Origin of the sequence: Sphingobacterium sp. E70, from assembly GCF_019285695.1 — a bacterium.
GTDB classification, from domain to species: Bacteria; Bacteroidota; Bacteroidia; order Sphingobacteriales; family Sphingobacteriaceae; genus Sphingobacterium; species Sphingobacterium detergens.
Window position 1 is genome coordinate 2,468,693 of sequence record NZ_CP079104.1, and the last position, 24,077, is coordinate 2,492,769.

General features: G+C 42.0%; 28 protein-coding genes, 2 tRNA genes, 3 rRNA genes and 2 pseudogenes. 11 read left to right on the plus strand and 24 right to left on the minus strand.

The features are described from left to right. The first annotated feature begins 16 nt into the window (after window positions 1-16). Together KUH03_RS17635 and KUH03_RS17640 are read left to right on the plus strand one after the other, a co-directional pair. Complete coding sequence (locus KUH03_RS17635) at window positions 17-265, plus strand: HAMP domain-containing sensor histidine kinase (RefSeq protein WP_257095297.1); 249 nt, start codon at window positions 17-19, stop codon at window positions 263-265. Then, the gene (locus tag KUH03_RS17640; RefSeq protein WP_257095298.1) at window positions 250-747 is read left to right on the plus strand and encodes a response regulator; all 498 of its coding nucleotides are present in this window, start codon (window positions 250-252) and stop codon (window positions 745-747) included. Before KUH03_RS17635 ends, KUH03_RS17640 begins: the two co-directional genes overlap by 16 nt. 457 nt (window positions 748-1,204) lie before the next feature. Here KUH03_RS17640 and KUH03_RS17645 read toward each other — a convergent pair whose 3' ends face one another. The 6 genes from KUH03_RS17645 to KUH03_RS17670 form a co-directional block, all read right to left on the minus strand. Beyond that, window positions 1,205-1,558, minus strand: coding sequence for a hypothetical protein (locus KUH03_RS17645; RefSeq protein ID WP_257095300.1), 354 nt, complete (start codon window positions 1,556-1,558; stop codon window positions 1,205-1,207). Between the two features lie 15 nt (window positions 1,559-1,573). Further along, window positions 1,574-1,685: ribosomal RNA gene (gene rrf / locus KUH03_RS17650) — 5S ribosomal RNA — on the minus strand. A 157-nt stretch (window positions 1,686-1,842) separates the two neighbouring features. Then, window positions 1,843-4,715, minus strand: a 23S ribosomal RNA gene (locus KUH03_RS17655). Between the two features lie 268 nt (window positions 4,716-4,983). Continuing rightward, window positions 4,984-5,056 (minus strand) — tRNA-Ala (locus tag KUH03_RS17660). A 9-nt stretch (window positions 5,057-5,065) separates the two neighbouring features. Beyond that, window positions 5,066-5,139 (minus strand) — tRNA-Ile (locus KUH03_RS17665). Window positions 5,140-5,350: 211 nt separating this feature from the next. Beyond that, window positions 5,351-6,875: ribosomal RNA gene (locus tag KUH03_RS17670) — 16S ribosomal RNA — on the minus strand. Together the 16S, 23S and 5S rRNA genes with 2 tRNA genes alongside form the textbook arrangement of a ribosomal RNA operon. 519 nt (window positions 6,876-7,394) lie before the next feature. Here KUH03_RS17670 and KUH03_RS17675 point away from each other — a divergent pair. Next, window positions 7,395-7,628, plus strand: coding sequence for a hypothetical protein (locus KUH03_RS17675; protein WP_257095301.1), 234 nt, complete (start codon window positions 7,395-7,397; stop codon window positions 7,626-7,628). Window positions 7,629-8,490: 862 nt separating this feature from the next. Here KUH03_RS17675 and KUH03_RS17680 read toward each other — a convergent pair. The 9 genes from KUH03_RS17680 to KUH03_RS17720 form a co-directional block, all read right to left on the minus strand. Next, window positions 8,491-9,105 (minus strand): M60 family metallopeptidase, encoded by a 615-nt coding sequence (locus KUH03_RS17680; RefSeq protein WP_257095304.1) that lies wholly within the window; start codon window positions 9,103-9,105, stop codon window positions 8,491-8,493. Beyond that, window positions 9,084-9,206, minus strand: a complete 123-nt coding sequence (locus KUH03_RS17685; protein ID WP_257095306.1) for a hypothetical protein — start codon at window positions 9,204-9,206, stop codon at window positions 9,084-9,086. Before KUH03_RS17685 ends, KUH03_RS17680 begins: the two co-directional genes overlap by 22 nt. Window positions 9,207-9,220: 14 nt before the next feature. Further along, window positions 9,221-9,883: a M60 family peptidase N-terminal accessory domain-containing protein gene (locus tag KUH03_RS17690; RefSeq protein ID WP_257095308.1), complete on the minus strand. Its 663-nt coding sequence runs from the start codon at window positions 9,881-9,883 to the stop codon at window positions 9,221-9,223. A gap of 8 nt (window positions 9,884-9,891) precedes the next feature. Next, window positions 9,892-10,083, minus strand: a complete 192-nt coding sequence (locus KUH03_RS17695; protein ID WP_257095310.1) for a hypothetical protein — start codon at window positions 10,081-10,083, stop codon at window positions 9,892-9,894. Between the two features lie 296 nt (window positions 10,084-10,379). After that, a complete protein-coding gene (locus KUH03_RS17700) occupies window positions 10,380-10,547 on the minus strand; it encodes a S26 family signal peptidase (protein WP_257095311.1) in 168 nt (55 codons plus the stop codon). A 158-nt stretch (window positions 10,548-10,705) separates the two neighbouring features. Then, a complete protein-coding gene (lepB, locus tag KUH03_RS17705) occupies window positions 10,706-11,953 on the minus strand; it encodes a signal peptidase I (RefSeq protein ID WP_257095313.1) in 1,248 nt (415 codons plus the stop codon). A 35-nt stretch (window positions 11,954-11,988) separates the two neighbouring features. Next, complete coding sequence (locus KUH03_RS17710; RefSeq protein ID WP_257095315.1) at window positions 11,989-12,276, minus strand: hypothetical protein; 288 nt, start codon at window positions 12,274-12,276, stop codon at window positions 11,989-11,991. Then, window positions 12,273-12,497, minus strand: a complete 225-nt coding sequence (locus tag KUH03_RS17715) for a hypothetical protein (protein ID WP_257095317.1) — start codon at window positions 12,495-12,497, stop codon at window positions 12,273-12,275. Before KUH03_RS17715 ends, KUH03_RS17710 begins: the two co-directional genes overlap by 4 nt. Before the next feature lie 622 nt (window positions 12,498-13,119). Continuing rightward, window positions 13,120-13,434, minus strand: coding sequence for a hypothetical protein (locus KUH03_RS17720; protein WP_257095318.1), 315 nt, complete (start codon window positions 13,432-13,434; stop codon window positions 13,120-13,122). Window positions 13,435-13,989: 555 nt separating this feature from the next. On the opposite strand from KUH03_RS17720, the pseudogene KUH03_RS48715 reads away from it, so the two are divergent. The 5 genes and pseudogenes from KUH03_RS48715 to KUH03_RS17745 all read left to right on the plus strand — a co-directional run. Continuing rightward, window positions 13,990-14,079: pseudogene (locus tag KUH03_RS48715) on the plus strand (hypothetical protein); the annotation flags it as partial. A 128-nt stretch (window positions 14,080-14,207) separates the two neighbouring features. Next, complete coding sequence (locus tag KUH03_RS17730) at window positions 14,208-15,260, plus strand: TonB-dependent receptor domain-containing protein (protein WP_373564820.1); 1,053 nt, start codon at window positions 14,208-14,210, stop codon at window positions 15,258-15,260. Next, complete coding sequence (locus tag KUH03_RS17735; protein ID WP_257095324.1) at window positions 15,245-16,408, plus strand: DUF4625 domain-containing protein; 1,164 nt, start codon at window positions 15,245-15,247, stop codon at window positions 16,406-16,408. The genes KUH03_RS17730 and KUH03_RS17735 overlap by 16 nt, the downstream gene beginning before the upstream one ends. A gap of 63 nt (window positions 16,409-16,471) precedes the next feature. Next, window positions 16,472-16,771 carry a DUF4625 domain-containing protein gene (locus KUH03_RS17740; RefSeq protein ID WP_257095326.1) on the plus strand — a complete coding sequence of 100 codons (300 nt, stop codon included), beginning with the start codon at window positions 16,472-16,474 and terminating at the stop codon, window positions 16,769-16,771. Then, entirely contained in the window at window positions 16,768-17,484 is a 717-nt protein-coding gene (locus KUH03_RS17745; protein ID WP_257095328.1) for a DUF4625 domain-containing protein, read from the plus strand. The genes KUH03_RS17740 and KUH03_RS17745 overlap by 4 nt, the downstream gene beginning before the upstream one ends. Before the next feature lie 89 nt (window positions 17,485-17,573). Here KUH03_RS17745 and KUH03_RS17750 read toward each other — a convergent pair whose 3' ends face one another. The 9 genes and pseudogenes from KUH03_RS17750 to KUH03_RS46095 all read right to left on the minus strand — a co-directional run. Continuing rightward, on the minus strand, window positions 17,574-18,290 hold the full coding sequence (locus KUH03_RS17750; protein WP_257095329.1) for a hypothetical protein: 717 nt from the start codon (window positions 18,288-18,290) through the stop codon (window positions 17,574-17,576). Continuing rightward, complete coding sequence (locus KUH03_RS17755) at window positions 18,287-18,529, minus strand: hypothetical protein (protein ID WP_257095331.1); 243 nt, start codon at window positions 18,527-18,529, stop codon at window positions 18,287-18,289. Before KUH03_RS17755 ends, KUH03_RS17750 begins: the two co-directional genes overlap by 4 nt. A 55-nt stretch (window positions 18,530-18,584) precedes the next feature. Then, a complete protein-coding gene (locus KUH03_RS17760; RefSeq protein ID WP_257095333.1) occupies window positions 18,585-18,791 on the minus strand; it encodes a hypothetical protein in 207 nt (68 codons plus the stop codon). A 40-nt stretch (window positions 18,792-18,831) separates the two neighbouring features. Further along, complete coding sequence (locus KUH03_RS17765) at window positions 18,832-19,269, minus strand: hypothetical protein (RefSeq protein WP_257095335.1); 438 nt, start codon at window positions 19,267-19,269, stop codon at window positions 18,832-18,834. 62 nt (window positions 19,270-19,331) lie between these two features. Then, complete coding sequence (locus tag KUH03_RS17770; protein WP_257095337.1) at window positions 19,332-19,487, minus strand: hypothetical protein; 156 nt, start codon at window positions 19,485-19,487, stop codon at window positions 19,332-19,334. Window positions 19,488-19,771: 284 nt separating this feature from the next. Then, on the minus strand, window positions 19,772-20,122 hold the full coding sequence (locus tag KUH03_RS17775) for a PepSY-like domain-containing protein (protein ID WP_257095339.1): 351 nt from the start codon (window positions 20,120-20,122) through the stop codon (window positions 19,772-19,774). Between the two features lie 91 nt (window positions 20,123-20,213). Next, window positions 20,214-21,500, minus strand: a complete 1,287-nt coding sequence (locus KUH03_RS17780; protein WP_257095341.1) for a cell wall metabolism sensor histidine kinase WalK — start codon at window positions 21,498-21,500, stop codon at window positions 20,214-20,216. Window positions 21,501-21,542: 42 nt separating this feature from the next. Next, complete coding sequence (locus tag KUH03_RS48720) at window positions 21,543-21,791, minus strand: winged helix-turn-helix domain-containing protein (RefSeq protein ID WP_373564821.1); 249 nt, start codon at window positions 21,789-21,791, stop codon at window positions 21,543-21,545. A 105-nt stretch (window positions 21,792-21,896) separates the two neighbouring features. Then, a pseudogene (locus KUH03_RS46095) lies at window positions 21,897-22,171 on the minus strand (response regulator); the annotation flags it as partial. A 217-nt stretch (window positions 22,172-22,388) separates the two neighbouring features. On the opposite strand from KUH03_RS46095, the gene KUH03_RS17790 reads away from it, so the two are divergent. Genes KUH03_RS17790 through KUH03_RS17800 form a run of 3 tightly spaced genes read left to right on the plus strand, consistent with a single transcriptional unit; the run spans window position 22,389 to window position 24,040 of the window. Further along, a complete protein-coding gene (locus tag KUH03_RS17790) occupies window positions 22,389-22,841 on the plus strand; it encodes a hypothetical protein (RefSeq protein ID WP_257095343.1) in 453 nt (150 codons plus the stop codon). Continuing rightward, window positions 22,820-23,329: an AraC family transcriptional regulator gene (locus tag KUH03_RS17795; protein ID WP_257095345.1), complete on the plus strand. Its 510-nt coding sequence runs from the start codon at window positions 22,820-22,822 to the stop codon at window positions 23,327-23,329. The genes KUH03_RS17790 and KUH03_RS17795 overlap by 22 nt, the downstream gene beginning before the upstream one ends. Before the next feature lie 36 nt (window positions 23,330-23,365). After that, the gene (locus tag KUH03_RS17800) at window positions 23,366-24,040 is read left to right on the plus strand and encodes a hypothetical protein (RefSeq protein ID WP_257095347.1); all 675 of its coding nucleotides are present in this window, start codon (window positions 23,366-23,368) and stop codon (window positions 24,038-24,040) included. Window positions 24,041-24,077 lie beyond the last annotated feature (37 nt).

The window sequence follows — 24,077 nt, forward strand, 5'->3', positions numbered from 1 at the left end:
GAGCGGAGCATATCGCTTGCGTCAGATCGTATCTAATCTTCTGAGTAATGCCATTAAATATACTGACAAAGGTCAGGTAGAGATCAAGGCATTCATCAACTCTGATGGAAAGAAAACCCTACAAGTAGAGGTTTCAGATACAGGAAAAGGTATTTCTACCAAAGACCAGGAACATATTTTTGAACAATATTATATGACTGACCTCAGATCCAAAAATAGCTTTGGATTGGGATTGCATATTTCAAGCTTATGGCAGAGCAACTAAATGGAACTTTAGGCGTGCGTAGTAAACAAGGCCGAGGATCGACATTTACATTAATCGTTCCCATTACTGATGAAAAGAAAAGCCTGACACAAGTGGTTACACAGGACGATCTACCGCTAAATTCACGTATTGTCGTTATCGATGATAACCCGATCAACAATTTATTTGTTAAGCAGGCTCTACAGCAGTTCAAGGACGTCCAAATTTTTCAAGATTCGTCACTGGCGATGGAATATCTTCAAAATAATACCAGTGCTATTGTCATCACTGACCTTAACATGAATGGCCCCAGCGGCTGGGATATTTTGAATTTAGTCAAAGGAAACAAAACTATCCATGGCGCTAACAGCAAAGTAATTGCATTAACATCGGATGAATCACAGGTAACCGTACAGATTCCCCAGGGGCAGATCCATCAGTTCGATGGGATCATGGTCAAGCCTTTTAAATTAGCAACATTCGTCCAGATTTTAACATCATAGGTTGTATCGCTCGATTATACTGTCATTAACGTCCAATATCAATTGCTGCTAACATCGACACGAAATCAAGTAAACATAAGGTAAACAACAAAGGGGTCAGCAAAATTTGCTGCCCCTTTGTTGTGCTAATTGTTCATAATCCTGAAGCACTTCATTACACCTTGGTTGGTGTTAATTCTTAAGATATTATTCGGGTGCTTGGGATGGTAATAGAATACTCAACAGCCCTTCCGCTTACAATTCAATAGCATTTCAACATCATGTTCAGAACCTAGATCTTTGATGGCTTTTGCCCCTTCATATGTTCGAAGAACATCTGTTTGATTGGCTTCCCATTTCTCACTTAGTAAACTATAGCTAGTCTCTCCTCAAATATGTATTTTCTTATAAATAATGAATCCCAAAAATTAGACAAAACTTTTGGGATTCATTTCATTATAGCGACGACCTTATTAAATTAAGCTAGACAGCTTGAGGATACTGCATTTCCTGAAACATCTCGTTTTCTATAGACAGATTGTCCAGCTGAATTTTCCTCACAAACACCAGATTGGTTTCCATGACCAGATATATTTACAGTACAGGATTCACTATGGCATCGCTTCACAATACAACGCCCCATGGAAGGAGAACAAACTGAGCCACTACAATAAGTCGTAGTCGACCAAGCAGGCCTGGCCAGGCCAAGAACAAAACGTAGTTCCGTCTGTAGGTAGTAAAATAAGAGTTCCTCCATAGCTGCGGCCCCATTGTTCTCTGGAACCTTCTGAAAAGTATGTAAACGAAAGAAGCCCTTGACTGTTTCCAGCAAGGGCTTCCGTGTAAAAAAAGGCACCGACCTACTCTCCCACCTGTTACGGCAATACCATCGGCTCTGGCGGGCTTGACTGCTCTGTTCGGAATGGGAAGAGGTAGACACCGCCGATATAGGCACCTAAAGTTTTTTTAGAGGTGAGATAGGAGATATGAGTACCGAGATCCTTTCAGGTCCCACATAGCTCTGCTCCATGCACACGTCTAACTGACATATATATTGAAAGAGTTTCGTTTCCTTTGTTTCAAAAATTAAAGAGGAAGACAACAGTGTGTCTCTGCATGAGAAAGCTTCGGGCTATTAGTACCACTTGGCTTTGGTCTCTCAACCTTTACACCTATGGCCTATCAACGTAGTCATCTTCTACGACCCTATAAGGAAGTCTCATCTCGTGGCTAGTTTCGCACTTAGATGCTTTCAGCGCTTATCTATTCCAGACGTAGCTACCCTGCCGTACACCTGGCGGCATAACAGGTTCACCAGAGGTCTGTCCAACCCGGTCCTCTCGTACTAAGGTCAGATCCACTCAAACTTCCAACGCCCACAACAGATAGGGACCGAACTGTCTCGCGACGTTCTGAACCCAGCTCGCGTGCCACTTTAATGGGCGAACAGCCCAACCCTTGGGACCTTCTCCAGCCCCAGGATGTGACGAGCCGACATCGAGGTGCCAAACCTCCCCGTCGATATGAGCTCTTGGGGAGATCAGCCTGTTATCCCCAGCGTACCTTTTATCCTTTGAGCGATGGCCCTTCCATACAGAACCACCGGATCACTATGTCCGTCTTTCGACCCTGTTCGACTTGTCGGTCTCACAGTCAAGCAAGCTTATGCCATTGCACTCCGCGTACGGTTACCAAGCGTACTGAGCTTACCTTTGAAAGCCTCCGTTACCTTTTTGGAGGCGACCACCCCAGTCAAACTACCCACCAAACAATGTCCTCCCCATTAGGGAGTTAGAAACCGAATACAGAAAGGGCGGTATTTCAAGGTTGATTCCACGTATCCTGGCGAACACGCTTCAACATCTCCCGCCTATCCTACACATCCTGTACCCAATCTCAATGTTAAGCTATAGTGAAGGTGCATGGGGTCTTTCCGTCCCGTTGCGGGTAATCGGCGTCTTCACCGATACCACAATTTCACCGAGCTCATGGCTGAGACAGCGCCCAGATCGTTACACCATTCGTGCAGGTCGGAACTTACCCGACAAGGAATTTCGCTACCTTAGGACCGTTATAGTTACGGCCGCCGTTTACTGGGGCTTCGATTCAATGCTTCTCTTGCGATGACATCCCCTCTTAACCTTCCAGCACCGGGCAGGTGTCAGGCCTTATACCTCATCTTGCGATTTTGCAAAGCCATATGTTTTTGTTAAACAGTCGCCTGGGCCTTTTCACTGCGGCTGCTCATCGCTGAGACAGCGCCCCTTCTCCCGAAGTTACAGGGCCATTTTGCCGAGTTCCTTAGCCATGACTCACTCGAGCACCTTAGGATTCTCTCCTCGACCACCTGTGTCGGTTTGCGGTACGGGTCTTCATAACCTGAAGCTTAGCGGGTTTTCTTGGAAGTCTGTTTACCTGCTCTATCAGCGCCACCGAAGCTTTGCTGTACTATTGGGTTTCAGCAGGGTCGGCGGATTTGCCTACCGTCCCTATACCTACGCCTTTCAACGAACTATTCCGTCAGTTCGCGGCAGTGTCACTACTCCGTCACCACATCGCAGTTATGAAGAGTACTGGAATATTAACCAGTTGTCCATCGGCTTGCCCCTTCGGGTGCGCCTTAGGTCCCGACTGACCCTGATCCGATTAACGTTGATCAGGAAACCTTGGTCTTTCGGTGGGCGGGTTTCCCACCCGCCTTATCGTTACTTATGCCTACATTTGCTTTTCCATACGGTCCAACACCCATTACCAGATATCTTCGCCCCATATGGAATGCTCCCCTACCAGATGCACATAAGTGCAAATCCATAGCTTCGGTACCGTTCTTGATGCCCGTTTATTATCCACGCCCGGCCGCTCGACTAGTGAGCTGTTACGCACTCTTTAAATGAATGGCTGCTTCCAAGCCAACATCCTAGCTGTCTGGGCAACCGGACCTCGTTAGTTCAACTTAGAACGAATTTGGGGACCTTAGCTGATGGTCTGGGTTCTTTCCCTCTCGGCCTTGGACCTTAGCACCCAAAGCCTCACTGCCGGCCATATTTAATAGCATTCGGAGTTCGTCTGGATTTGGTAGGATTTGACTCCCCGCACCCAATCGGTAGCTCTACCTCTATTAAACTCGATGCCGACGCTGTTCCTAAAAACATTTCGGGAGTACGAGCTATTTCCCAGTTTGATTGGCCTTTCACCCCTACCCTCAGGTCATCCGGAAACTTTTCAACGTTTATCGGTTCGGTCCTCCATTACATGTTACTGCAACTTCAACCTGCCCAAGGGTAGATCACAAGGTTTCGCGTCTACCTCATCTGACTATGCGCCCTATTAAGACTCGCTTTCGCTTCGGCTGCGTCCCTGAAGGACTTAACCTTGCCAGACAAGAGTAACTCGTAGGCTCATTATGCAAAAGGCACGCTGTCACAGGACCTGCCTGCTCCAACCGCTTGTAAGCACACGGTTTCAGGTTCTTTTCACTCCCCTGTTCGGGGTTCTTTTCACCTTTCCCTCACGGTACTGGTTCACTATCGGTCTCTCAGGAGTATTTAGCCTTACCAGATGGTGCTGGTGGATTCCCACAGGATTTCTCCGGTCCCGCGGTACTCAGGATACCACTATGTCAACATTCTTTACCTGTACGGCTCTCACCCTTATTGCGCAGTTTCCCACCTGCTTCCAGTTCATAGCGCTGTACAATGTCGTGGTCCTACAACCCCGACCATGCCGTAACATGATCGGTTTGGGCTCTTTCCCGTTCGCTCGCCACTACTTGGGAAATCATTGTTATTTTCTTCTCCTACGCCTACTTAGATGTTTCAGTTCAGCGCGTTCGCGTATCATACGACTATTCTTCAAATAGTCAGGTTGCCCCATTCGGAAATCTCTGGATCAAGTCGCATTTGCCAATCCCCAAAGCTTATCGCAGCTTATCACGTCCTTCTTCGCCTCTGAGAGCCTAGGCATCCCCGTGTGCCCTTATTTACTTTCTTCACCGGCATAGCCTTTTGCTACTATGCGGCTGCTTTTGATATATATACCGATATGCTACGCAAAGATTCGTTCGGCCTGGACCGAGGGTCTCCTCCCTACATCAGACACATATCAGCATTGTCTCTATACTGTTGTCTTCTCTTGTAATTTTTTTCTCTTTCAATATGTCAAAGAACTCTTTTTTTTTTTTTAGATAGGAGATTTTAGATCTGAGATATCAGACCTTGTATGGTCTGTTATCTTGCTCTATCTTTCCCTCAAAAAACGTGGAGAATAACGGATTCGAACCGTTGACCCCTGCGTGCAAGGCAGGTGCTCTAGCCAGCTGAGCTAATTCCCCTTTTTTTCGTAGTCCCGAGCAGATTTGAACTGCTGACCCCTACATTATCAGTGTAGTGCTCTAACCAACTGAGCTACGGGACTAGCTATTCTGTTCATCTATCTCTCTCGGTCCTGCTCCTTATAGGGGCGGGCACTTTCTTCTGATGTTTCCTTTTTTTAGTAGTGAATAATGCCTAGTGTGTATTTGGGATCCTCTATGTCGCCATAAAATAATCCGGGTACTAGCTACTCAATTCTCAATACTATATTCAATCATATGTAACGTGACGAGCACCGATCTTCGATACTCTAGAAAGGAGGTATTCCAGCCGCACCTTCCGGTACGGCTACCTTGTTACGACTTAGCCCCAATTATCGGTTTTACCCTAACACGCTCCTTGCGGTCACATGCTTTAGGTACCCCCAACTTTCATGGCTTGACGGGCGGTGTGTACAAGGCCCGGGAACGTATTCACCGCGTCATTGCTGATACGCGATTACTAGCGAATCCAACTTCATGGGGTCGAGTTGCAGACCCCAATCCGAACTGTGAATGGCTTTTAGAGATTAGCATCATATTGCTATGTAGCTGCCCGCTGTACCATCCATTGTAGCACGTGTGTAGCCCCGGACGTAAGGGCCATGATGACTTGACGTCGTCCCCACCTTCCTCTCTGTTTGCACAGGCAGTCTGTTTAGAGTCCCCACCTTAAATGCTGGCAACTAAACATAGGGGTTGCGCTCGTTGCGGGACTTAACCCAACACCTCACGGCACGAGCTGACGACAGCCATGCAGCACCTAGTTTCGTGTCCCGAAGGACGGATGCGTCTCTGCATCCTTCACTAACTTTCAAGCCCGGGTAAGGTTCCTCGCGTATCATCGAATTAAACCACATGCTCCTCCGCTTGTGCGGGCCCCGTCAATTCCTTTGAGTTTCACCCTTGCGGGCGTACTCCCCAGGTGGATAACTTAACGCTTTCGCTTGGACGCTGGCTGTCTATCGCCAACATCGAGTTATCATCGTTTAGGGCGTGGACTACCAGGGTATCTAATCCTGTTCGATCCCCACGCTTTCGTGCATCAGCGTCAATACCAGCTTAGTGAGCTGCCTTCGCAATCGGAGTTCTAAGACATATCTATGCATTTCACCGCTACTTGTCTTATTCCGCCCACTTCAAATGGATTCAAGCCCATCAGTATCAAAGGCACTGCGATGGTTGAGCCACCGTATTTCACCCTGACTTAATAGGCCGCCTACGCACCCTTTAAACCCAATAAATCCGGATAACGCTCGGATCCTCCGTATTACCGCGGCTGCTGGCACGGAGTTAGCCGATCCTTATTCTTCCAGTACATTCAGCTCTCTACACGTAAAGAGGTTTATTCCTGGACAAAAGCAGTTTACAACCCATAGGGCAGTCATCCTGCACGCGGCATGGCTGGTTCAGGCTTCCGCCCATTGACCAATATTCCTTACTGCTGCCTCCCGTAGGAGTCTGGTCCGTGTCTCAGTACCAGTGTGGGGATTCTCCTCTCAGAGCCCCTAGACATCGTCGCCTTGGTAAGCCGTTACCCTACCAACTAGCTAATGTCACGCGAGCCCATCTCTATCCTATAAATATTTAATAATCCAACGATGCCGGTAGATTATATTATGCGGTGTTAATCTCTCTTTCGAGAGGCTATCCCCTGATAGAGGTAGGTTGCTCACGCGTTACGCACCCGTGCGCCACTCTCACCATCTTCGAGCAAGCTCTCCGATGGATCCCGTCCGACTTGCATGTATTAGGCCTGCCGCTAGCGTTCATCCTGAGCCAGGATCAAACTCTCCATTGTAAAATGAAGTTTTTGATTCCAACTATTTACATAATCAGAATTCTTTTTTATATCTCTGATCTTGGATCGAATTGAACGAATTGCTTGAATTTGTTCATGACTTTCGTTTTGTCTACTCGTCACGCTTACATGATTGTGTTTTCTTAAAGAACTTATCTCGCTTCAACTTCCGTATCCGCTATATTCCGATGAGCATTGCGCTCCTCTTTATCTTTTTTGTTTCCCTCCGTTTCCGTTGGGACTGCAAAGGTAGAAATCTTTTTTGAACTTCCAAAAACTTTTGAAGTTTTTTTCTTTTCTTTTTCTGATTTCCGCGTTTAAAATAATCTGAACGGGATTTTAAATCCTGTCGCGCTTACCTAAACCCTTCTTTTTTTTCATGGTCTCTTCTTTCGAAGCAACCGTCCCTCCCTTGCGGAGTGGTGCAAAGATAGGAGTTTTTATAATCACTTCCAAGCCTTTTGTTCTTATTTATTTCATTTTGCCGCTAACTCGCTGTGAACTTGGCGGATTCTTTTTGTGAAACAGGATCCGGGGGCTCCGGGGACAAAAAAGGCGGGTTATATCAGAATATGCACTGGATCTGCAGTGGATAAGCCGTGGAAAGGCGGCGCAAGGGGATGGTGGAACCGCAGCGGATACGCAGTGGAAAGGCAGGATTGCCTATGGGCTAGACTTACGCCACAGCAGCGCAGAACCGGGGAATCCGGCGAAAAAGTCGCAGCAAGGCCAGCTATACGAAAAAAACAGTGAAGGGAGAAAAGTGCATGGGCAGCGGGAATCAGAACCGGAGAATGGACATCTCAGCGAACCCCTGAAAAACAGTTGCCCGGAACAGAAAAAAATCCGAGGGGACGGTCTCAAGCCGGGATAACGGACAGGCGGCGGATAGACAGGCCTAAAAACCGCAGCAAAAAAACCCACCACCATAGAAAAACAGCCCGAAAACAGGGGCTCAGGGTAAGGACAAATCCAGAGTTTAGTTAGGGTTTGTTTAGGTTTAGTTTAGGTATTCCTTAGGTTTTGTTTAGGTTTTAGCTAAACTAAACCTAACTAAATGCTAGCCTAATCGTAGACTACTACTACGTTAATATTGGAACTATCCTTAAAAAATACCGGAAGTGATATCCCTGAAGGCAAAAGCATTCTGTTTCGGAGCCGACCACTCGCAAAGGGATAGCCCTTGGGACTCGGGTGTACCTTAGTTTGGACAGCTTCTGGATGAATCCTTATTCTTTCCGTGGTGAGTCCATGCTGAGTCCGAGTCTAACACGCTTGAACAGCGGTAGCATTCCGGTCCAACCATACCAATATCTGCACTCAGACACCTTTAAAGTCCGATTTAGACCCAATTCAGGAGTAACCAAAAGCCGAACCATAGCGCCAAAAACACAAAAAAACGCTAAACACGTGGACCAACTCGCCGGAAAACGCAGTTTTTGAAACAAAAATGTGAATATTTTGCAAGAAGAAATGCGCTTAAAAACATAAAACTCCGAACAACAATAGTCGGCCCGGAGTTTTATCTGCTGATTATTATAGGAATTGGCTTAAAATAAGAAACTCCAAATTACTTTTCGCAATTCGGAGTTTCTTACTCCATACGTCGTCAATACTAATTATCTCTTAACGTAGTAAGATCTACTTTAGGTTGCGACAAGTTCATATTCTTAATAGCCTTCTTGCATTCATCAACCATTTCCTGCGTCATTGTATAAGTATACTTTCCGTAATCATCATACTCCAATATACCTATATAAAAGAATCCATACTTATCGAAGAAATCCGTCAGATCTATTTTGGCAACCTCACATGCTGTTTTAACAAAGTTTAATTGATGAACAGCTGGATTCCGCTCGCCCATCATCCTATCGGAGCTCCAATCCGAACGCCCTCTTCGTGAAGGTCTAACGCTATTCTGTTGACGAAAAGCCTCAAATAGATCAGCATAAAAATCTGGGCGTTTTCCGATTCCCTCAAAATATAACTGTAATTGCCAGAAAGGGATCAAACGATTAAACACATCCGGATCGGATAAATAGGAAATTCTCTTCTCAATAATACTGGATTTGGCTTTTTCAAAATTATCCTGCTCAGAAACCCGTGTTTTATTACCCAATGATCGTGTTACATATAAAGAAAACAGGTTATTGCTCACTTCACCAAGTCCACCCCAATTGAACATTGGTCGCGTTTGATGGACATGTCCTACTTCATGACTAAACCCCAACAGGGATCTCCTTTAATTACCGAAGCAGGATCGACAACCATACCCATCGCATAACCGACTTTGTCACCCATATAGGCAACACCGTCCCCATCACGGAACATGTAATAATTATAATTTACCCGTGCAAGGATGCGATTCTTAGGAACTTTTTATATTTTTCCAAACCCATCAATCGATGCTGTCTGAATACTAAAGAATCATAATTACTGATCAGTTCAACACCTCTTCCATAGGCATATTTTTTCATTGCCTCTATGGGATAAGCTGTTTGTATATGTTCGCCCTTTGCATCCATAATTGGAAAGACTGCATGATCAATCAGACTATCCCATTCTTTGTTCCCCTGTTTTTTTATATCAAAATATCCGTTTACCTGTCCTGTTGGAAAATGTACAGTAACAGGATTTTCTTTTTCAGGTTGGTCAGAGAAATAATCGATATAAGCTAAACTTCCAAAATCGTTGAGCTGGATAATATTCACGCCATTATGCAGCCTAAATTCTTGCTTTTCTAATCCCCAGCCCTTCGGATCTTCTGTAGGTTTGGTCGGATCCGGAGCTTTACGCAACCAATTTGGCACCACTAGGTTGACTTCTTTCCCATTTGCAATCCCATCCACAATCACAATATGCCGCCCTTCAGGAAGGTATACCCCAGTTATATTCTCATACTTACTATAGCCATCACCAATACTCAACTGATGACCCAATGTCGATGGATTCAGTAAGGCAGAATAAGTCGCATATCTATATTCCTTATTATATTTGCCATCTAGCATAGCTAAGGCTACCCTGCGCAATGTGGTGTCACCAATCTTGTCGATCTGCTTTTTCTTAATACCTTTTTTAATTTTAATGCGAATGCATCTTCGAACACAGAAAGATCCGCATAGGTCTGCTTAAAATCCTGAGCAGATTGTGCCATTAGATTGACACTCAACAATAGCCCCGCCCCTAAGGCCATAAATTTATTTATCATATCGATTATTATTTTGGTTATATCTTTAATTTAGCTATTAACTGGTATACATCTAATTCATTCTATTTTCTATTCAACAGATCTAAAATCTACATTGTTCAACCACATAAAAAACATATGTTCTATTATATGAAAACTAATTCACCCTCGTCACTTGTGAAACTACAACCTTCACTGGATATATCCCAGCGACAAATGCATAAAAAGAAGATCTTGCATTACATAAAGCAATATAAATAGAAAGGGGATGGTCGTACAGGACCATCCCCTTTTCCTTGCACTTCATTTTTTTCCATTTAATGAATACCCTTGAAAATCCGGTTCCAACGTATTTTAGAAAGCCCTTTTCCATTTGTATTCCAGCTCATCCAGGTAAATAAGGCTTTACCCACAATATGATCCTCTGGAACAAAGCCCCAATCCCTTGCGTCCAACGAATTATGCCTGTTGTCCCCATCATCCAATAGTAATCCATTTTAAAAGTGTATGAATCCGTCTTGCTACCATTCAAGTATAAGCCATCAGCTTTCTTCTCTAATCGGTTATGCTCATAAACCCGAATGGCGCGCTCGTAAAAGGCAAGGTCTGTGCATTTAAAATAACTTTCATCCCCTTTTTGGAATCACAAAAGGCCCAAAATTATCATAATTCCATTTGTACTGCGGATCGTTTGGAAACGTGTTGATCTGCGCTTCCCTGGCTTAGCGATGTTCATCTGCACGGATTTGACATTCGACCATGATTTCACCATCTGAGCATGCTCTTGGGTTAGAAAAACAATATAGGCTCCCGGTTGAAGCATCTTTATCTCGATGCCCATATCTTTCATTCGCTGTTCATCCAACTCTGTCCCATCGGTCATCACGATATAATCCATCTGACTTTCTGGTGCGACAAAACCAGGTTGGTCATTTACGTATAATACAGCCTCTTTCATACTGATTTTATCACCCGGCATTCCAACACAACGTTTGATCAAATGCTCTCTTTTATCCACGGGACGTGTTTGAATGGTAAATTGCTGGTGCACGGCTTCATAACCCATTGAGCGCACCAAATCATAATAAGGTTGGTCTTGATTCTCTATCGCAACAGTATCCCCTGCTGGTGCATTAAATACGATAACGTCATTCCGCTTGATCTGCTGGAAACCTGGAAGCCGCTTGTATGGAAGCTCAATCAGCTCCGAGAAAGCTTTTCCACCAATAACGGGCATTGTGTGATGTGCAAAAGGAAATGCAATAGGTGTATTAGGGATACGTGGTCCATAATTCAATTTACTCACAAATAAATAGTCACCGATCAAAAGTGATTGCTGCATGGACCCCGAAGGGATCATAAAGGCCTCCAGTAGGAAACCTCGGATCAGTGTTGCTGCAACAGTTGCAAAAACGATCGCATCCGCCCATTCACGGACCATGGATTTCTTATAGGGATACTTGACTTTGAATTCATTGTAGGATTCGTGCAGCAAGCCCAGCTGGATTTCCTTTGTCACTACCTTTCCTTCGCCGGATGCCATTTTAAGCTTTTTGGCATAAATTCCATTGAGAAACTGAACATTTTTATCTCGCCCCCATAGCGGTAATACGATAAAAGGTATTAATACCGCAGCGCAGTTTTCCCAGAATCTTCTTTTGCCAAAACAATGGATAAAATCGAGGTATAAATTATAAAAGACAAAGACATTCACAATGGGAACGATCAACAACACAATATACCAAACAGGTCTATTGGTGATCTGCCCTTGAATCCATTGACTATAAACCGGAACGATACCTTCCCAACCACGACGTCCCGCTTTTTCAAATAAAAGCCAAAAACCATAAGCTGCGATAATGGTCAGTACTATAAAAACAATAAGCCCCATATTTTCTTTTTTATCGAAATGTAACTAGATCAACGTTAATAAATAAACAACCTGGATGAATCCAACGGAGATTCTTTCGCGCGCTGTAACTCATTGTATCTCATAATATATTTGATAAATACATCATAATTATATTTCTGTTCTTTTTCAAATTCGGCAAATAATTCGGGTTCATCATTTATCAGACGCCCCAATGTCAGTGTGCGTTTCTTTTTGTTTCCACTAAATAAGCCACTCGAATTACTGTTTATTTCAATCACCTCACCTGTTGCTTTCTTGAGCGCATAAGCATATTTTGACTTCGTAAATCCGACACCAATCATTGGTGCAGCTCCCCACTACCAATCATCATTCCACCACTGCCTCCAAAATGTAATTCGGAAACAAAGTAGGCCATAATTTCGCCATCGACAAGCACTTCTGCAAAAGTCGGTTCCAGGTCTTGCGCCTTTCGGATCTGATAGGTCTGCGGAGATGTCCCCGGAACGGGATCCAGCCCATTTTCGACATAGGATGGTGCATACACCTTCTTTTGGATTGCCAATAAGCACGAAACACCTGATCGGGGTAAAAGTCAACTTTTTCTTTTGTAGGTTTTCAAATTTCAGCTTACGATCCTTAACCGAAGAGATCTTTCCATACAACGTATCCGCATTCATCAATACGAGGTAATCTACATTTTTTCATCCTTTTGCGCTTGTACTACAGCTGAACTACATAAAAAAACAAGAAAAAAACAATCCTAAAATTTGATATCAGTCTCATAAACCACTATTTATACCTGTAAAGCTACATAAAAATACATGATTCAGCTATAATTCTTCCAGCTTTAACCTTTCTTAAGTAAATCTGTTTCCCGGAGTGATTGCTATTTTATCCTGTCCTGATTATGCGATGGCAAAAGACAAACTTATAGCGAACATCGACAACCGATCAATATGCTGATTTATAAAAAAAAGCTGTTCCAAAATATTTGGAACAGCTCATTTTATCTGCTTAAAATTAGACCTTACCCTTTATGTTTACCCTCAAATTCAGTAGAAGCTTTGTTTACTCCATTGCTCATGTTTTCAAAGGCTTTATTTATATTATCAAGCAATGCTGATTCTGTAGTCGCGTCAGGGTTTTGCTTTTACGCAATTCGATCAGTTTTGGATAATCCTCGGTCACAATTTTTTATAACCATTCAGCCCCTCGAGCACCGCTTTCTGAAAGCTGGCATCACCTTTAAAATCACCTAAATCTTCTACTTTTTTAATATCATCGTCCAAGGATTTTCCCCAATCCGCGCGTACCTGTTCCGCCTTTACATAATCAGCGGCATTCATGGCAGCATTCATCGCCTCAATATGCTTTTCACTTCCATTGATGACAGTGATAATTGAATTGTTATACGTCGCAGGATCCTTCACTCCTGAACCACAACTTGAGATCGCCAGCACCGCTACGGTCAAGACGCCTGTTATAAATTGTTTCATCATTGTTGTTATATTTTATGGTTTACGTGTTTTTGTTTATAAACGTCCCTTACCCCTTCTTTCGTTTACACATTATGCCCGCTTCTTTACAATAACCTAATCAACTTACCCAAAGATAGTTGAGTTTAAATATTTTTTTATCACTGAATTCAGGGATTTATTCCTGCAATCATATTGTGCAACATAGTTGCTTTTAATATTTCTTTACTTATATTTGTTGCAACTTAATTGCAACACAAGATTTATAACAAACCCAACTCAGTTAATGAACAGACGTACGATCTTCTCACTTCTATTTACCTATAGTATCTTACATCCCGCTTGTGCGCAAGAAAAAGCAGCAAAGACAATTGGGTTAAAGGAGGTATATATTGAAGGAGGACGCTATAAAAAATCAGCTGAAGGGGCAATGTCCATAGATGTTCTGACGAGTGATTCATTACAGAAATATCAGGCGGGCAGTTTGATGCAAACTTTAAGCCGACTTCCGGGTGTCAATGCCATAGGCATTGGTGCAAGTCAATCAAGCCGCAAATCCGAGGTCTCGGCTTTAATCGGGTGGCCACTGTCGAAAATGGAATTAAGCATGAAGGACAACAATGGGGGCTGGATCATGGACTGGAAATTGATCAATACAGCATTGGCACTGCTGAAATTATTAAAGGAGCAAGTTCATTTATGTATGGATCAGATGCTATTGGTGGGGTCATCCGTTTGTCCTCGCCAACAGAACTCCAAGAAAACGGATTGAAAGGTCATGTCAATTTATTGACCAGATCCATAATGCCACCTATGGAGGTTCGCTACAACTACAGGGTAGGAATGGCAATTGGGTTTTTGGTGGCGGGGCAACACATTTGGGCTACGCTGACTATCGTGTACCGACCGACACGGTATATGTTTACAACTATGCTGTCAGGTTAAAAGATCGACAGGTTCGCAATACCGCAGGACAAGAGACCAGTTTTCAACTTCGAGGCGGTTATATCTCCGATCGATTTTCCTCTATCTTTTATCTGAGCAACTACCATACTAAAATCGGATTTTTCGCCAATGCGCATGGTTTAGAGCCACGGGGTGTAGATACAGCGCTGTATGACCGTTCTGATCGCGATATCCTCTATCCAAGTCAACATGTTAATCATTTTAAACTCATTAGCCGAAACTACATTGCTCAGGACGCCCATAAGATATGGGTGGATCTGGGTTATCAAAGAAATTATCGCCAGGAATTCAACAACTATACGGCACATGGGTATATGCCTCCAGTTTACCCGCAGGACATGACCATTCCGATGAATCTCGAACGACTGTATGATAAAGAGATCTATCATATGACAGTAAAAGATGAATTTATCATGGCTGCACATCGACTCACTATAGGAGGTAATGCGGAGTATCAACTTAACAATATCGATGGATGGAGCTTCCTTATTCCTGCTTATAGACAAAAAGCACTAGGTCTATTTATCCACGATCAGTATCCAATAAACGAACAAACCATACTCTATGGTGCCTTACGTTATGATTACAGCAATATCCACAGTTCGCCTTATCAGGACTGGTTTGCATCCAAACTGGAAAACAATCAATCTGCCAATATCGTTAGGGCGGATGAACTTCGTCGTAGTTTCAATAGCCTCGTTTGGTCTGTTGGAGCAACACGGCAAATGGGTTTATGGGAAGCAAAATTGAACGTTGGTAAAAGTTTTCGGGTACCTATTGCACAGGAATTGGCCGCCAATGGTGTGAACTATCATTATTTCAGTTATGAAAAGGGGATGCGTCTCTTTCTCCCGAGCAATCCTACCAAATGGACTTATCTGTAGCTCGGCGCACTGGAAATACATATATTGCTTTCACCCCTTTTTTCAACTATTTTTCCAATTACATCTATCTCAATCCTACATCAGGTTATGACCAATTTTATGGTGCCGGCAACCAAATATTTGAATATTCCCAAAGCAAAGTACGGCGTTATGGTGCTGAACTAAAAGTGGAGTATCGTCCTTTAACCCATTGGAAAGTAGAATTATTGGGTGAATATGTTCGATCCGAACAACTTTCGGGCAGCAAGAAAGGTTATACTTTACCCTTCTCTCCTGCCCCTTCACTTGTATTGGATCTCAGTTGGTTGCCCAAAAGTAGCACCTATTTTAAGGAGTCTTACCTCTCTTTGGATTCCAAATGGACAGCTAACCAAAAGCATATTGTCCCACCAGAAGAAAAAACAAAAGGTTATCAAGTCCTCAATTTCAGAGCAGGAACACAGCTGGTCTTGGGCAGATCAGCTCTTCAATTGCGCTTACAAGTTCAGAACATTTTTGATACAAAATATATGGATCACACTAGTTTCTACCGATTGATCTCACTCCTGAACAGGGACGAAATATCATCTTATCTGTTGGGATCCCTTTCGGAAAGCAAAACCGAAGCTAACAAACTCATTGATACAATAAATACACAAGTGCTAACTCATCATGATAAAAATAAATATACATATGCAAACACTCAAAAATATGGAATCATAGCCTTCATTGCGGCCTCTGCCATCGCTTGTAAAAAGGATAAGGAAAGTATTGATACCGAAAAACCAACAATTGATATCAGTGCAGCGACTGCCTTTCCGAAACAATGCAGCCAAATCAGACGTGGATCCAGTTTTACGTTCCGTGCAAAACTATCCGACAATGTTGCCTTAGGCAGCTACAGTATTGACGTTCATCATAATTTTGACCATCATTCACACAGTACCGAAGTGGAGGAATGTACATTAGAGCCTATCAAGAAACCCGTCAAACCTTTTGTCCTGGTCAAGTCTGTCAATATACCGGGACAACCACAACAGTATGATGCACAATTTCAGATTGATGTCCCTTCAGATGTCGATCCCGGAAACTATCACTTTATGATCCAAGTGACGGATCAATCTGGCTGGAGTATCCAGCGTGGCATCAGTGTCCGTATCATTGAATAACAGCAACTTAACAGACAAAATACGTCAATTATTTTTATCACAAAATTTACAAACCCAATGAACATGAAAACTCGAAACATTCACTTTTTATTCTTGTTTACAGCACTTTTCTTTGGCTTCTTGTCTTCTTGTAAGAAAGACAACGCCGATATTCCTGTCACAACAAAACCTACGATCGGCACCCTAGAAATCGGATCTGACAATAATAAAACAGTCAAAGCCGGAACAGACCTCCATCTTGAAGGTGATATTATAGCTGAAGCGCTTATCGACAAGATTGAGATCGAAATCCATCAGGATGGTGGATCCTTCAAATTTGCCAAAATTTATACCGACGAGAAATATGTTGGCAAAAAAATGTGACTTTTCATGAGCACATCGACATACCATCTGAAGTTCCTGCTGGCCAATATCATTTTCATTTTACTGTAACCGATAAGGCCGGAAATGCGACGACTGTAGAATCTCCTTTGACCATACAGGGCGCGGACGCTAAAGTCGCCTTTAAACTTGTCTTTACCGAAGTTGATGCGCATGCGCATGGTGACCATTTCCACGACATTGCGGATAAGTCTGGTGTAGAACCCTTTTCAGTAAGCTTCGACAACAATGGTAAGGCATTAGGAGATGGTCACGCACACTTAAAGCCAGCGGGTGTTTATAAAATTGACTTCAAACAATTTGATGCCACTGGTCAGGAAATTCAGGGACAATATATTAAAGATAAAGCAACAGCCACTTTATACAAAGCCTTTTTGACCGGGGGTACCTTTGTTTTAAATTCTGGCAATAGCTTAACAGGCGCTATTTTTCAACCAAAAGAGGCGACTTACGGTGATGGTTCGGCAGTAACAGGCGCTATTGAGACCACTGGTATTACGACTTATTTTACAGCCGGGAAAGACAATGCTGGTGAAAAAGAGGTTGCCTTCGTTCTACGTAAATTTAAGGATTCCGCAACCAAAGCTACTATTACCCGTGCAGATTGGAATCGTACCGATTATGTTGCCAAATATCCCGGGGATGACATTATTCGCCTATCTTTTGAATTACATGCCGAAGAAGGTGAAGATTAATTAAGGGAAATAATCGTTTAAATAAAAAACACCTGGTTAGGAATGCCAATCAGGTGTTTTAAAGTCTTAAAAAAACAGTAATTTTTGACTTAATCTTTTATTCTTAAAAATCTTTTTATTTCCCTCTCCGTCGGATTCTTTTTACCAATTTTAACTGGAGAAATATTGTGAATTTTTATCAAAATTTTAATAAAACTACCCGAAATGGCACTAAAATCAGGTGTTGGCACCGTCGCATTGAGTCTGCATCTATACGAATAAGCAATAACATAAGGATCCTCTCGTTTTTGAAGCGAGAAGGTCAATTTGACATTTTTTAATGATTGTGCCGAATTGATTTTAATGTCTTCTAAATCCGACTGTCCCAGAACTAGCTTGTTCCATTTTCTTTCTAGCGCATTCGAAGGGTAACTTACATTTGCATGCTCGATAGTGTAAAAGTACTCCATAAAAATATTATCAAAACTTTTATTCTCCTGCGTTAAAAAACCTAATATATGATTCTCATTGATCGCTTCGATCTCATTTCCTATCAAAGAAATATTGTAATCAAATATTGCATTAAAACGTTTCAATAAAACATTTGATCCATTTTCAGGACCAATACTAATTGGGGACCCCCAGTCAAATATTACTTCTCCATTGGAGTCAGTAGTTTTAGTTTTCGGGCCATAAAATACAACCTGTTTAGTATCAAAGTAAAAGTCGCCAACTTTTCCAAGATCCGCACTAGGAGCATCCTCGCCATGCAATATCTCCGCTCCAACAGAACCAGTTTGTCCATTATTTCCATCTTCTCCTTTCATACTATAGCCTTTCCCCAGCCAATATCATCTTTCGGACCAAATAGCACACTTGTCTTTATATTTAAATAGAAGTCACCTTTCTTTCCTGTCGAAACAATAGGATCTGATACACCGCTCCAAAGAAAATTTCCATCATTTCCTTTTATTCCCTTTATCCCTTGTTCGCCCCTTTCTCCCTGCTCTCCCTGCTCTCCCTGCGGACCTATTCCACCGTCCTTAGCACAAGAAAGGACTAACAACGCTCCAATAAGATAAAAATACCTTTTAACCTATTGAAAATACTTAAATCCTTTTTCATCTTTGATAGTAATAAACTCTTGTCATAATATCGAATAAATATCCTGAAATTTCACTGGTATCCGTATCCGGCAACGTCGCATTGAGTTTAAAGGATATTTCATAATCGGCAAGATGAGGACCAGAAGGTTTTTCCAAAATCATAGTGATTTTCACATTTTTAATCAATTTACCTGACGGGAGCAGAATGTCTTTGGTTTGCACAGGTTCCGTCCAGAATTGAGTCCAATTCCACAAGAAAATCTCAGGAGGATAGGAAACACCAGCTTGTCTCGCATGGTAAAAAATTCAAAAAAGAACTCCAAGGCTCAGAAATGAACGCTTTTTGACTAAAAGCTTCCAGCTCTAGACCATGTAAAGTGACATTGTTTTTAAATTCTGGCTTCATCAAATACAACTTTACATTCTGAGGTTTTGTTGGCCGTAAACTGATCGCCATTCCCCAGTCTAAGTAACTAAGTTTGACATTATCTTCTCCTACAGTATATTCCACTGATTTTTTAGGCCCATAAAAGTTACCAGCCTTAATATCAAAATAGTAATCGCCGATGTCCCCAATTGATGTATCAGGAGGGTATCGCCCTTCAATATCTTTCCTCCAGGCTGTCCATCCATCCCATCTTTTCCTTTTTTCCTTTAATAATAATTCCCAGTCCCCAACCTGTTGTAGTCTTGGGGCCAAACATCTTTGTGTTCGATGTATTGAAATAAAAATCCCTATTTTTCCGTCCGAGCTTTTTGGGTCTACCAAACCATATAATAAAGTACTACCATCAGCCCCTTTAATTCCCTCAGATCCTTTTTCTCCTTTGTCGCCTTTATCCCTTGCGGGCCAATATCTCCATCTTTTCCACAAGAAAAAATGACAGCAATAAAAATTAGATAAATTAGTTTTTTCATAATCATTTTTTTAATTCAGTTAACCATTAATTGTGCAAGAAAATACTTTTTTACAATAGATAAATATACGTTTTTAACGGAGACTCTCATCACTATAAAAGAAACAAAAGTTCCCTAAGGGAAATATCATTAAGTATAGCACTTATAAATAAAAAACCATCAAATTAGTAGACCTAACTTGATGGTTTCCATTAACCAAACTCATTTTCCAAATCAATCTCTTACTTTTCCTAACACATTCCCATCGGAATCGACAACAAGTTTCCATTCGTCTGTCCGACTTTTTACTTCGAACGCATACGTAATCTTTTGTTCCTCAGTGATCTTTTTACATCTTCTATACGATAGCCCGGAAAATCCTTTTTCACTCTTGCAATAACAGCTTTTGGTAAATCATTTTTGGCAAGTTCTTCTTTGTGACGCACAATCTTCCCATTACTTTGAATCCATACCTCATGATCTGTACCGAACAAACCCGTTTCGAACTCGGCTTCATATAGTCCTGCTTTCATTTCCCAGTCTACCCCTTTGGCTTTTGGAAATTTCTGTTGAAAACTATTCACCACCACAGCAGGTACCTGACTTTGGGAATATCCTGAGCAAAAGCTCCAATTGTTGAGAGTGCAAGAATACATGCACTTAATATCATTTTACCGTTCATGACTTTACTATTTTTAATGTATTACAAAGTAAAACCATGATTCTGTAAAGATTTGGGAATGTTATTTATTCGGGGCGAAAATCTAGCTTAAATATATGTTGATTCTTTTCATAATGATAGGAAATAGAAAAACCATATAAACTACATATTGCCTGAACGATCGCCAGGCCCAGTCCAGTACCTTTGGACGAAGCATCCGATTTATAAAACCTCGAAAACACATGCTCCTTATCCAAAGCAGCCTGTCGGCTCGTATTCGCCACGACAAATGTATTTTCAGTAATCGCTATGTTTACCTCTCCTCCCTCCATATTATGAAACAATGCATTACGGATCAAATTTGATACAATGATATTAGCCAGAGCGCTATCTAATCGTACATTCAATTCATCTTTTTGATCGACATTGATCCTAACATTTTTAAAGGCGGCAACATCTTCTAGTTCATCGGTGATAAGTGTGACAAGCTGATTGATTGAGAGATCCTCGTTGTTCAGGAATTGTTTGTTCTCAATCTTGCTGAGCAGCAATAATGATTTATTCAATCGAACCAATCTTTCAGCAGTATTCAATACTTCGGCGATTGTATTCGACTGTTCAGGCTGTAGCCCGCCAGTTTCGGCCATCATTTCTAACTTATTGATCATAATGGCTAGAGGCGTCTGCAACTCATGTGATGCATTGCCAATAAACTGTTTCTGCTGTTCATACGTTTCCTCATTATGATGGATTAAGGTCGTTACAGCAAGCTGTAAATCTTTAAACTCCTGGATATTGGTATCCATAGCAGGCTTATCGCCAGATTTTCCCAGCCGGAATTTGGTCAATTGATCTAAGAACCGATATAGTGGGCTCCATAATCGCTGTATAACTACTTTATTGATTGAGACAATACTGACGACCAAGAGGATAAATAAAATCAGGACGGAATAAAACAGGTTTTTGATTAAATCGCTCTCCTCGATCATCGAATTGATAATTGATAACTCGTAGTAGTGTCCCTTATGCTCAAACGCAGTCGTCAACATACGTACTGGCTCCAATTCAGGCTCCGGATCATCATCATCCTGCATATAAAGCATGGTATCTTTATATACATTCTGCATTTTGATGGCCTGTTGCTCGGAAATTTCACGCACCTTATAATTGTTAATTCCAAATTCCAGATCCGGAGATACAATTGCCTCAGAAGCCAGTTCCTGAATAATTAAGCGTTTTTGATTTTCCAATTCCTCATCTATATTATCATGGATCACTTCCAGCATAAATAAATAAAAGATGGTTGACCATACTGCAATGACGACCAATACCGAAATAGAGAGATATTTGAGCGTTTGATTGGCTAATTTCATTTTTCAACAAGTTTATATCCTATCCCGTAGACCGCTTCAAAATCAACTTCCGCTTTTTTTCGCCAAAAATTTCTTTCGCAGGTTCTTTATTTGTGAATAGATAAAATCGAGGTTATCCGCCTGATCTGTATTATCTCCCCAAACATGTTCTGCCAATGCATTCTTGCTGACAAGACGGTTTTTATTCAGTAAAAAGTAATTGAGGATATCAAATTCCTTTCTGTTCAGAGGGACAGACTCGCCGTTAATCGAAAGACTGCGCTCATTCAGATCAAGCACAAGATTACCCATCTCCAATGTGTTTTTGCCATCCCGCTGTTTTCTGCGCAACACGGCCTTAATCCGCGCATTTAATTCGGCAATATGAAAGGGTTTGGTCAGATAGTCATCCGCTCCGAGCTCGAGTCCCTTTAGCTTGTCATCCAACGAATCTTTTGCAGAGATAATAATAACATTATCCGACTTACCCTCTTTTTCAGCAGATCCAATACCTGTAGCCCACTCCCCGGAAGCATGATATCCAATAAAATACAATCATAGTCATAGACCGACACCTTATCCAGCGCAGATCTAAAATCGCTAGCGGTCTCTACGATATAATCCTCTTTGACTAGCGAGTCCTTTACTATTTCTCTCAATTCCGCTTCGTCTTCAATTACAAGTACTTTCATTGGACTATTGTTTTTTTATTACCGAATTTCCATACTGCTTACCTCCAGTATATTGCTCTCATTGCTACAAATGTATTCCGAATTTAGGAAAGAATTAGGAAAATGACTACTGTTAGTTGCCAGCAGCAACACCGTGCAGATCGAATAGCCTGTTTATTTTTACGTATTAGCGAAAAAACAAAGTGCATTTCGTATTTTAGGTCGGATAAGATCTACTATGGACAAACGAAATGCTAACATCTGGGCACCTGTCATTGGACTGGACGGTTTCCGCAAAGAACAGACCGCCGGACGTGAAGAGCTTCTTTTCAATGAATTACATGGAGAAAGGCTAATAGACAAGCCCCATAAGCACGATTTTTTTATTATCAATTTATTTGACAAAGCTTCTGGTGTACATACCATTGATTCCATAGATTATCCCATTAAAGACCATCAGGTGCATGTACTATTCCCGGGTCAGATGCACAAATGGCATGTGTATGCTGGAACTATTGGCTACCAATTAATGATCGAACGGTCGTTTCTCGAGCATTTTGCTCCCTTCTTTCGCTTTTCCTTTACCAATTATCAGAATCATCCGGTAATCGACCTGACCAAGGAGGCCTTCATTCAGCTACATTATGAATTTGAATCTGTCAAAAGGAATTGGAACGGGAGCATTCACTGATTCCCTTGATTACGGCCCGTGCGGGTGTTATTGCGGCCATTGTCAGTAGAGAAGCAGAGCATGTCTTCACCGAATTTAAAGTCTATCAATCCGTCCCTCGGCTTGCCAAATTTAACATGCTGATAGATGAGTTTTTCAGAGCACAAAAAATGGTCGCATTCTATGCAGACAAGCTTCATATTTCGCCAAACTATCTTAATATTCTGTGTAAAAAACATCTGAAAATCTCCGCTACCCAGCTTATCCACCAACGAATCTGTGTTGAAGCAAAACGTCTTCTCCAAAGTACGGAATCCTCCATTAAGGAAATTACGTTTGAATTGGGCTTTGCAGATCAAGCCTATTTTTCTAATTTCTTTAAGCAGCAGACTGGCGTAAGTCCCAGTGATTTTAGAGAAAAAGATAAATCGCACAAGAAATGGCAGAAATTGCCCAGTAATACTAAAGCCTTCTGTAAATACCTTTGTAAGACGGATCAATTTTATTGATCGGTCATATAGATTGTAACGTAAATAGGAAATAAAATGAAACCAATAGCTCTTACACGCAAGGAATTTATACGGAACTCTGCCCTGGCACTTGTTGGAGCAACATTGATCCCAGGTATGCTGTTAGCAGAAGACGGTGGCCAACTCGCCCATCAGCAGGTTTTGGACGGACATCAAGGCAAAAAAAGTTATACCCTCAAGAATGTTCTATTGGAAACAGGTTTTGAGTATGATGGAAATGGCAATGTCATCGCTACAAAAACCGGTCTTTTCTCTGTGCATATCGAAGCAGGAAAAATCAAAAAAATAAGCGCCAACAGTACTGATGCGAATGCCATTGATGCAAAGGGACGATTGATGCTTCCTTCTTTTAGAGACATGCACATTCATCTGGACAAGACATTCTATGGTGATAAATGGCAAGCTGTACGACGAGGTGCAGGTGGTGTAAAAGGAATGATTGCACTCGAACAACAAATCCTCCCTGAGCTACTGAAAAATTCGACCTATAAAGCGGAAAAACTAATTGAATTACTACAATCCAAGGGCACAGCCTTCGCACGGAGCCATGTAAACATAGAACCTACATCTAAGTTAGATTCGCTCCGTCATCTGCAACTTGCACTGGAAAACAAAAAAATAGTTTCGGAGCAGAGCTGGTTGCCTTTCCGCAACATGGCGTATATTACACGGATACTGTACCTTACCTGAAGGAGGCTGCGAAGACCAATATTGATTTTATCGGCGG

What these genes read in the sequence shown, in the direction of transcription:
- KUH03_RS17640 (WP_257095298.1), top strand. Translation starts at nt 250, where the DNA reads ATGGCAGAGCAACTAAATGGAACTTTAGGCGTGCGTAGTAAACAAGGC.
- KUH03_RS17685 (WP_257095306.1), bottom strand. Translation starts at nt 9,206, where the DNA reads ATGTTCCGTGATGGGGACGGTGTTGCCTATATGGGTGACAAAGTCGGT.
- KUH03_RS17690 (WP_257095308.1), bottom strand. Translation starts at nt 9,883, where the DNA reads ATGCTAGATGGCAAATATAATAAGGAATATAGATATGCGACTTATTCT.
- KUH03_RS17695 (WP_257095310.1), bottom strand. Translation starts at nt 10,083, where the DNA reads ATGATAAATAAATTTATGGCCTTAGGGGCGGGGCTATTGTTGAGTGTC.
- lepB (WP_257095313.1), bottom strand. Translation starts at nt 11,953, where the DNA reads ATGGGGCTTATTGTTTTTATAGTACTGACCATTATCGCAGCTTATGGT.
- KUH03_RS17710 (WP_257095315.1), bottom strand. Translation starts at nt 12,276, where the DNA reads ATGATTGGTGTCGGATTTACGAAGTCAAAATATGCTTATGCGCTCAAG.
- KUH03_RS17720 (WP_257095318.1), bottom strand. Translation starts at nt 13,434, where the DNA reads ATGATGAAACAATTTATAACAGGCGTCTTGACCGTAGCGGTGCTGGCG.
- KUH03_RS17735 (WP_257095324.1), top strand. Translation starts at nt 15,245, where the DNA reads ATGGACTTATCTGTAGCTCGGCGCACTGGAAATACATATATTGCTTTC.
- KUH03_RS17740 (WP_257095326.1), top strand. Translation starts at nt 16,472, where the DNA reads ATGAAAACTCGAAACATTCACTTTTTATTCTTGTTTACAGCACTTTTC.
- KUH03_RS17750 (WP_257095329.1), bottom strand. Translation starts at nt 18,290, where the DNA reads ATGAAAGGAGAAGATGGAAATAATGGACAAACTGGTTCTGTTGGAGCG.
- KUH03_RS17770 (WP_257095337.1), bottom strand. Translation starts at nt 19,487, where the DNA reads ATGAAAAAACTAATTTATCTAATTTTTATTGCTGTCATTTTTTCTTGT.
- KUH03_RS17775 (WP_257095339.1), bottom strand. Translation starts at nt 20,122, where the DNA reads ATGTATTCTTGCACTCTCAACAATTGGAGCTTTTGCTCAGGATATTCC.
- KUH03_RS17780 (WP_257095341.1), bottom strand. Translation starts at nt 21,500, where the DNA reads ATGAAATTAGCCAATCAAACGCTCAAATATCTCTCTATTTCGGTATTG.
- KUH03_RS48720 (WP_373564821.1), bottom strand. Translation starts at nt 21,791, where the DNA reads ATGGGTAATCTTGTGCTTGATCTGAATGAGCGCAGTCTTTCGATTAAC.
- KUH03_RS17790 (WP_257095343.1), top strand. Translation starts at nt 22,389, where the DNA reads ATGGACAAACGAAATGCTAACATCTGGGCACCTGTCATTGGACTGGAC.
- KUH03_RS17800 (WP_257095347.1), top strand. Translation starts at nt 23,366, where the DNA reads ATGAAACCAATAGCTCTTACACGCAAGGAATTTATACGGAACTCTGCC.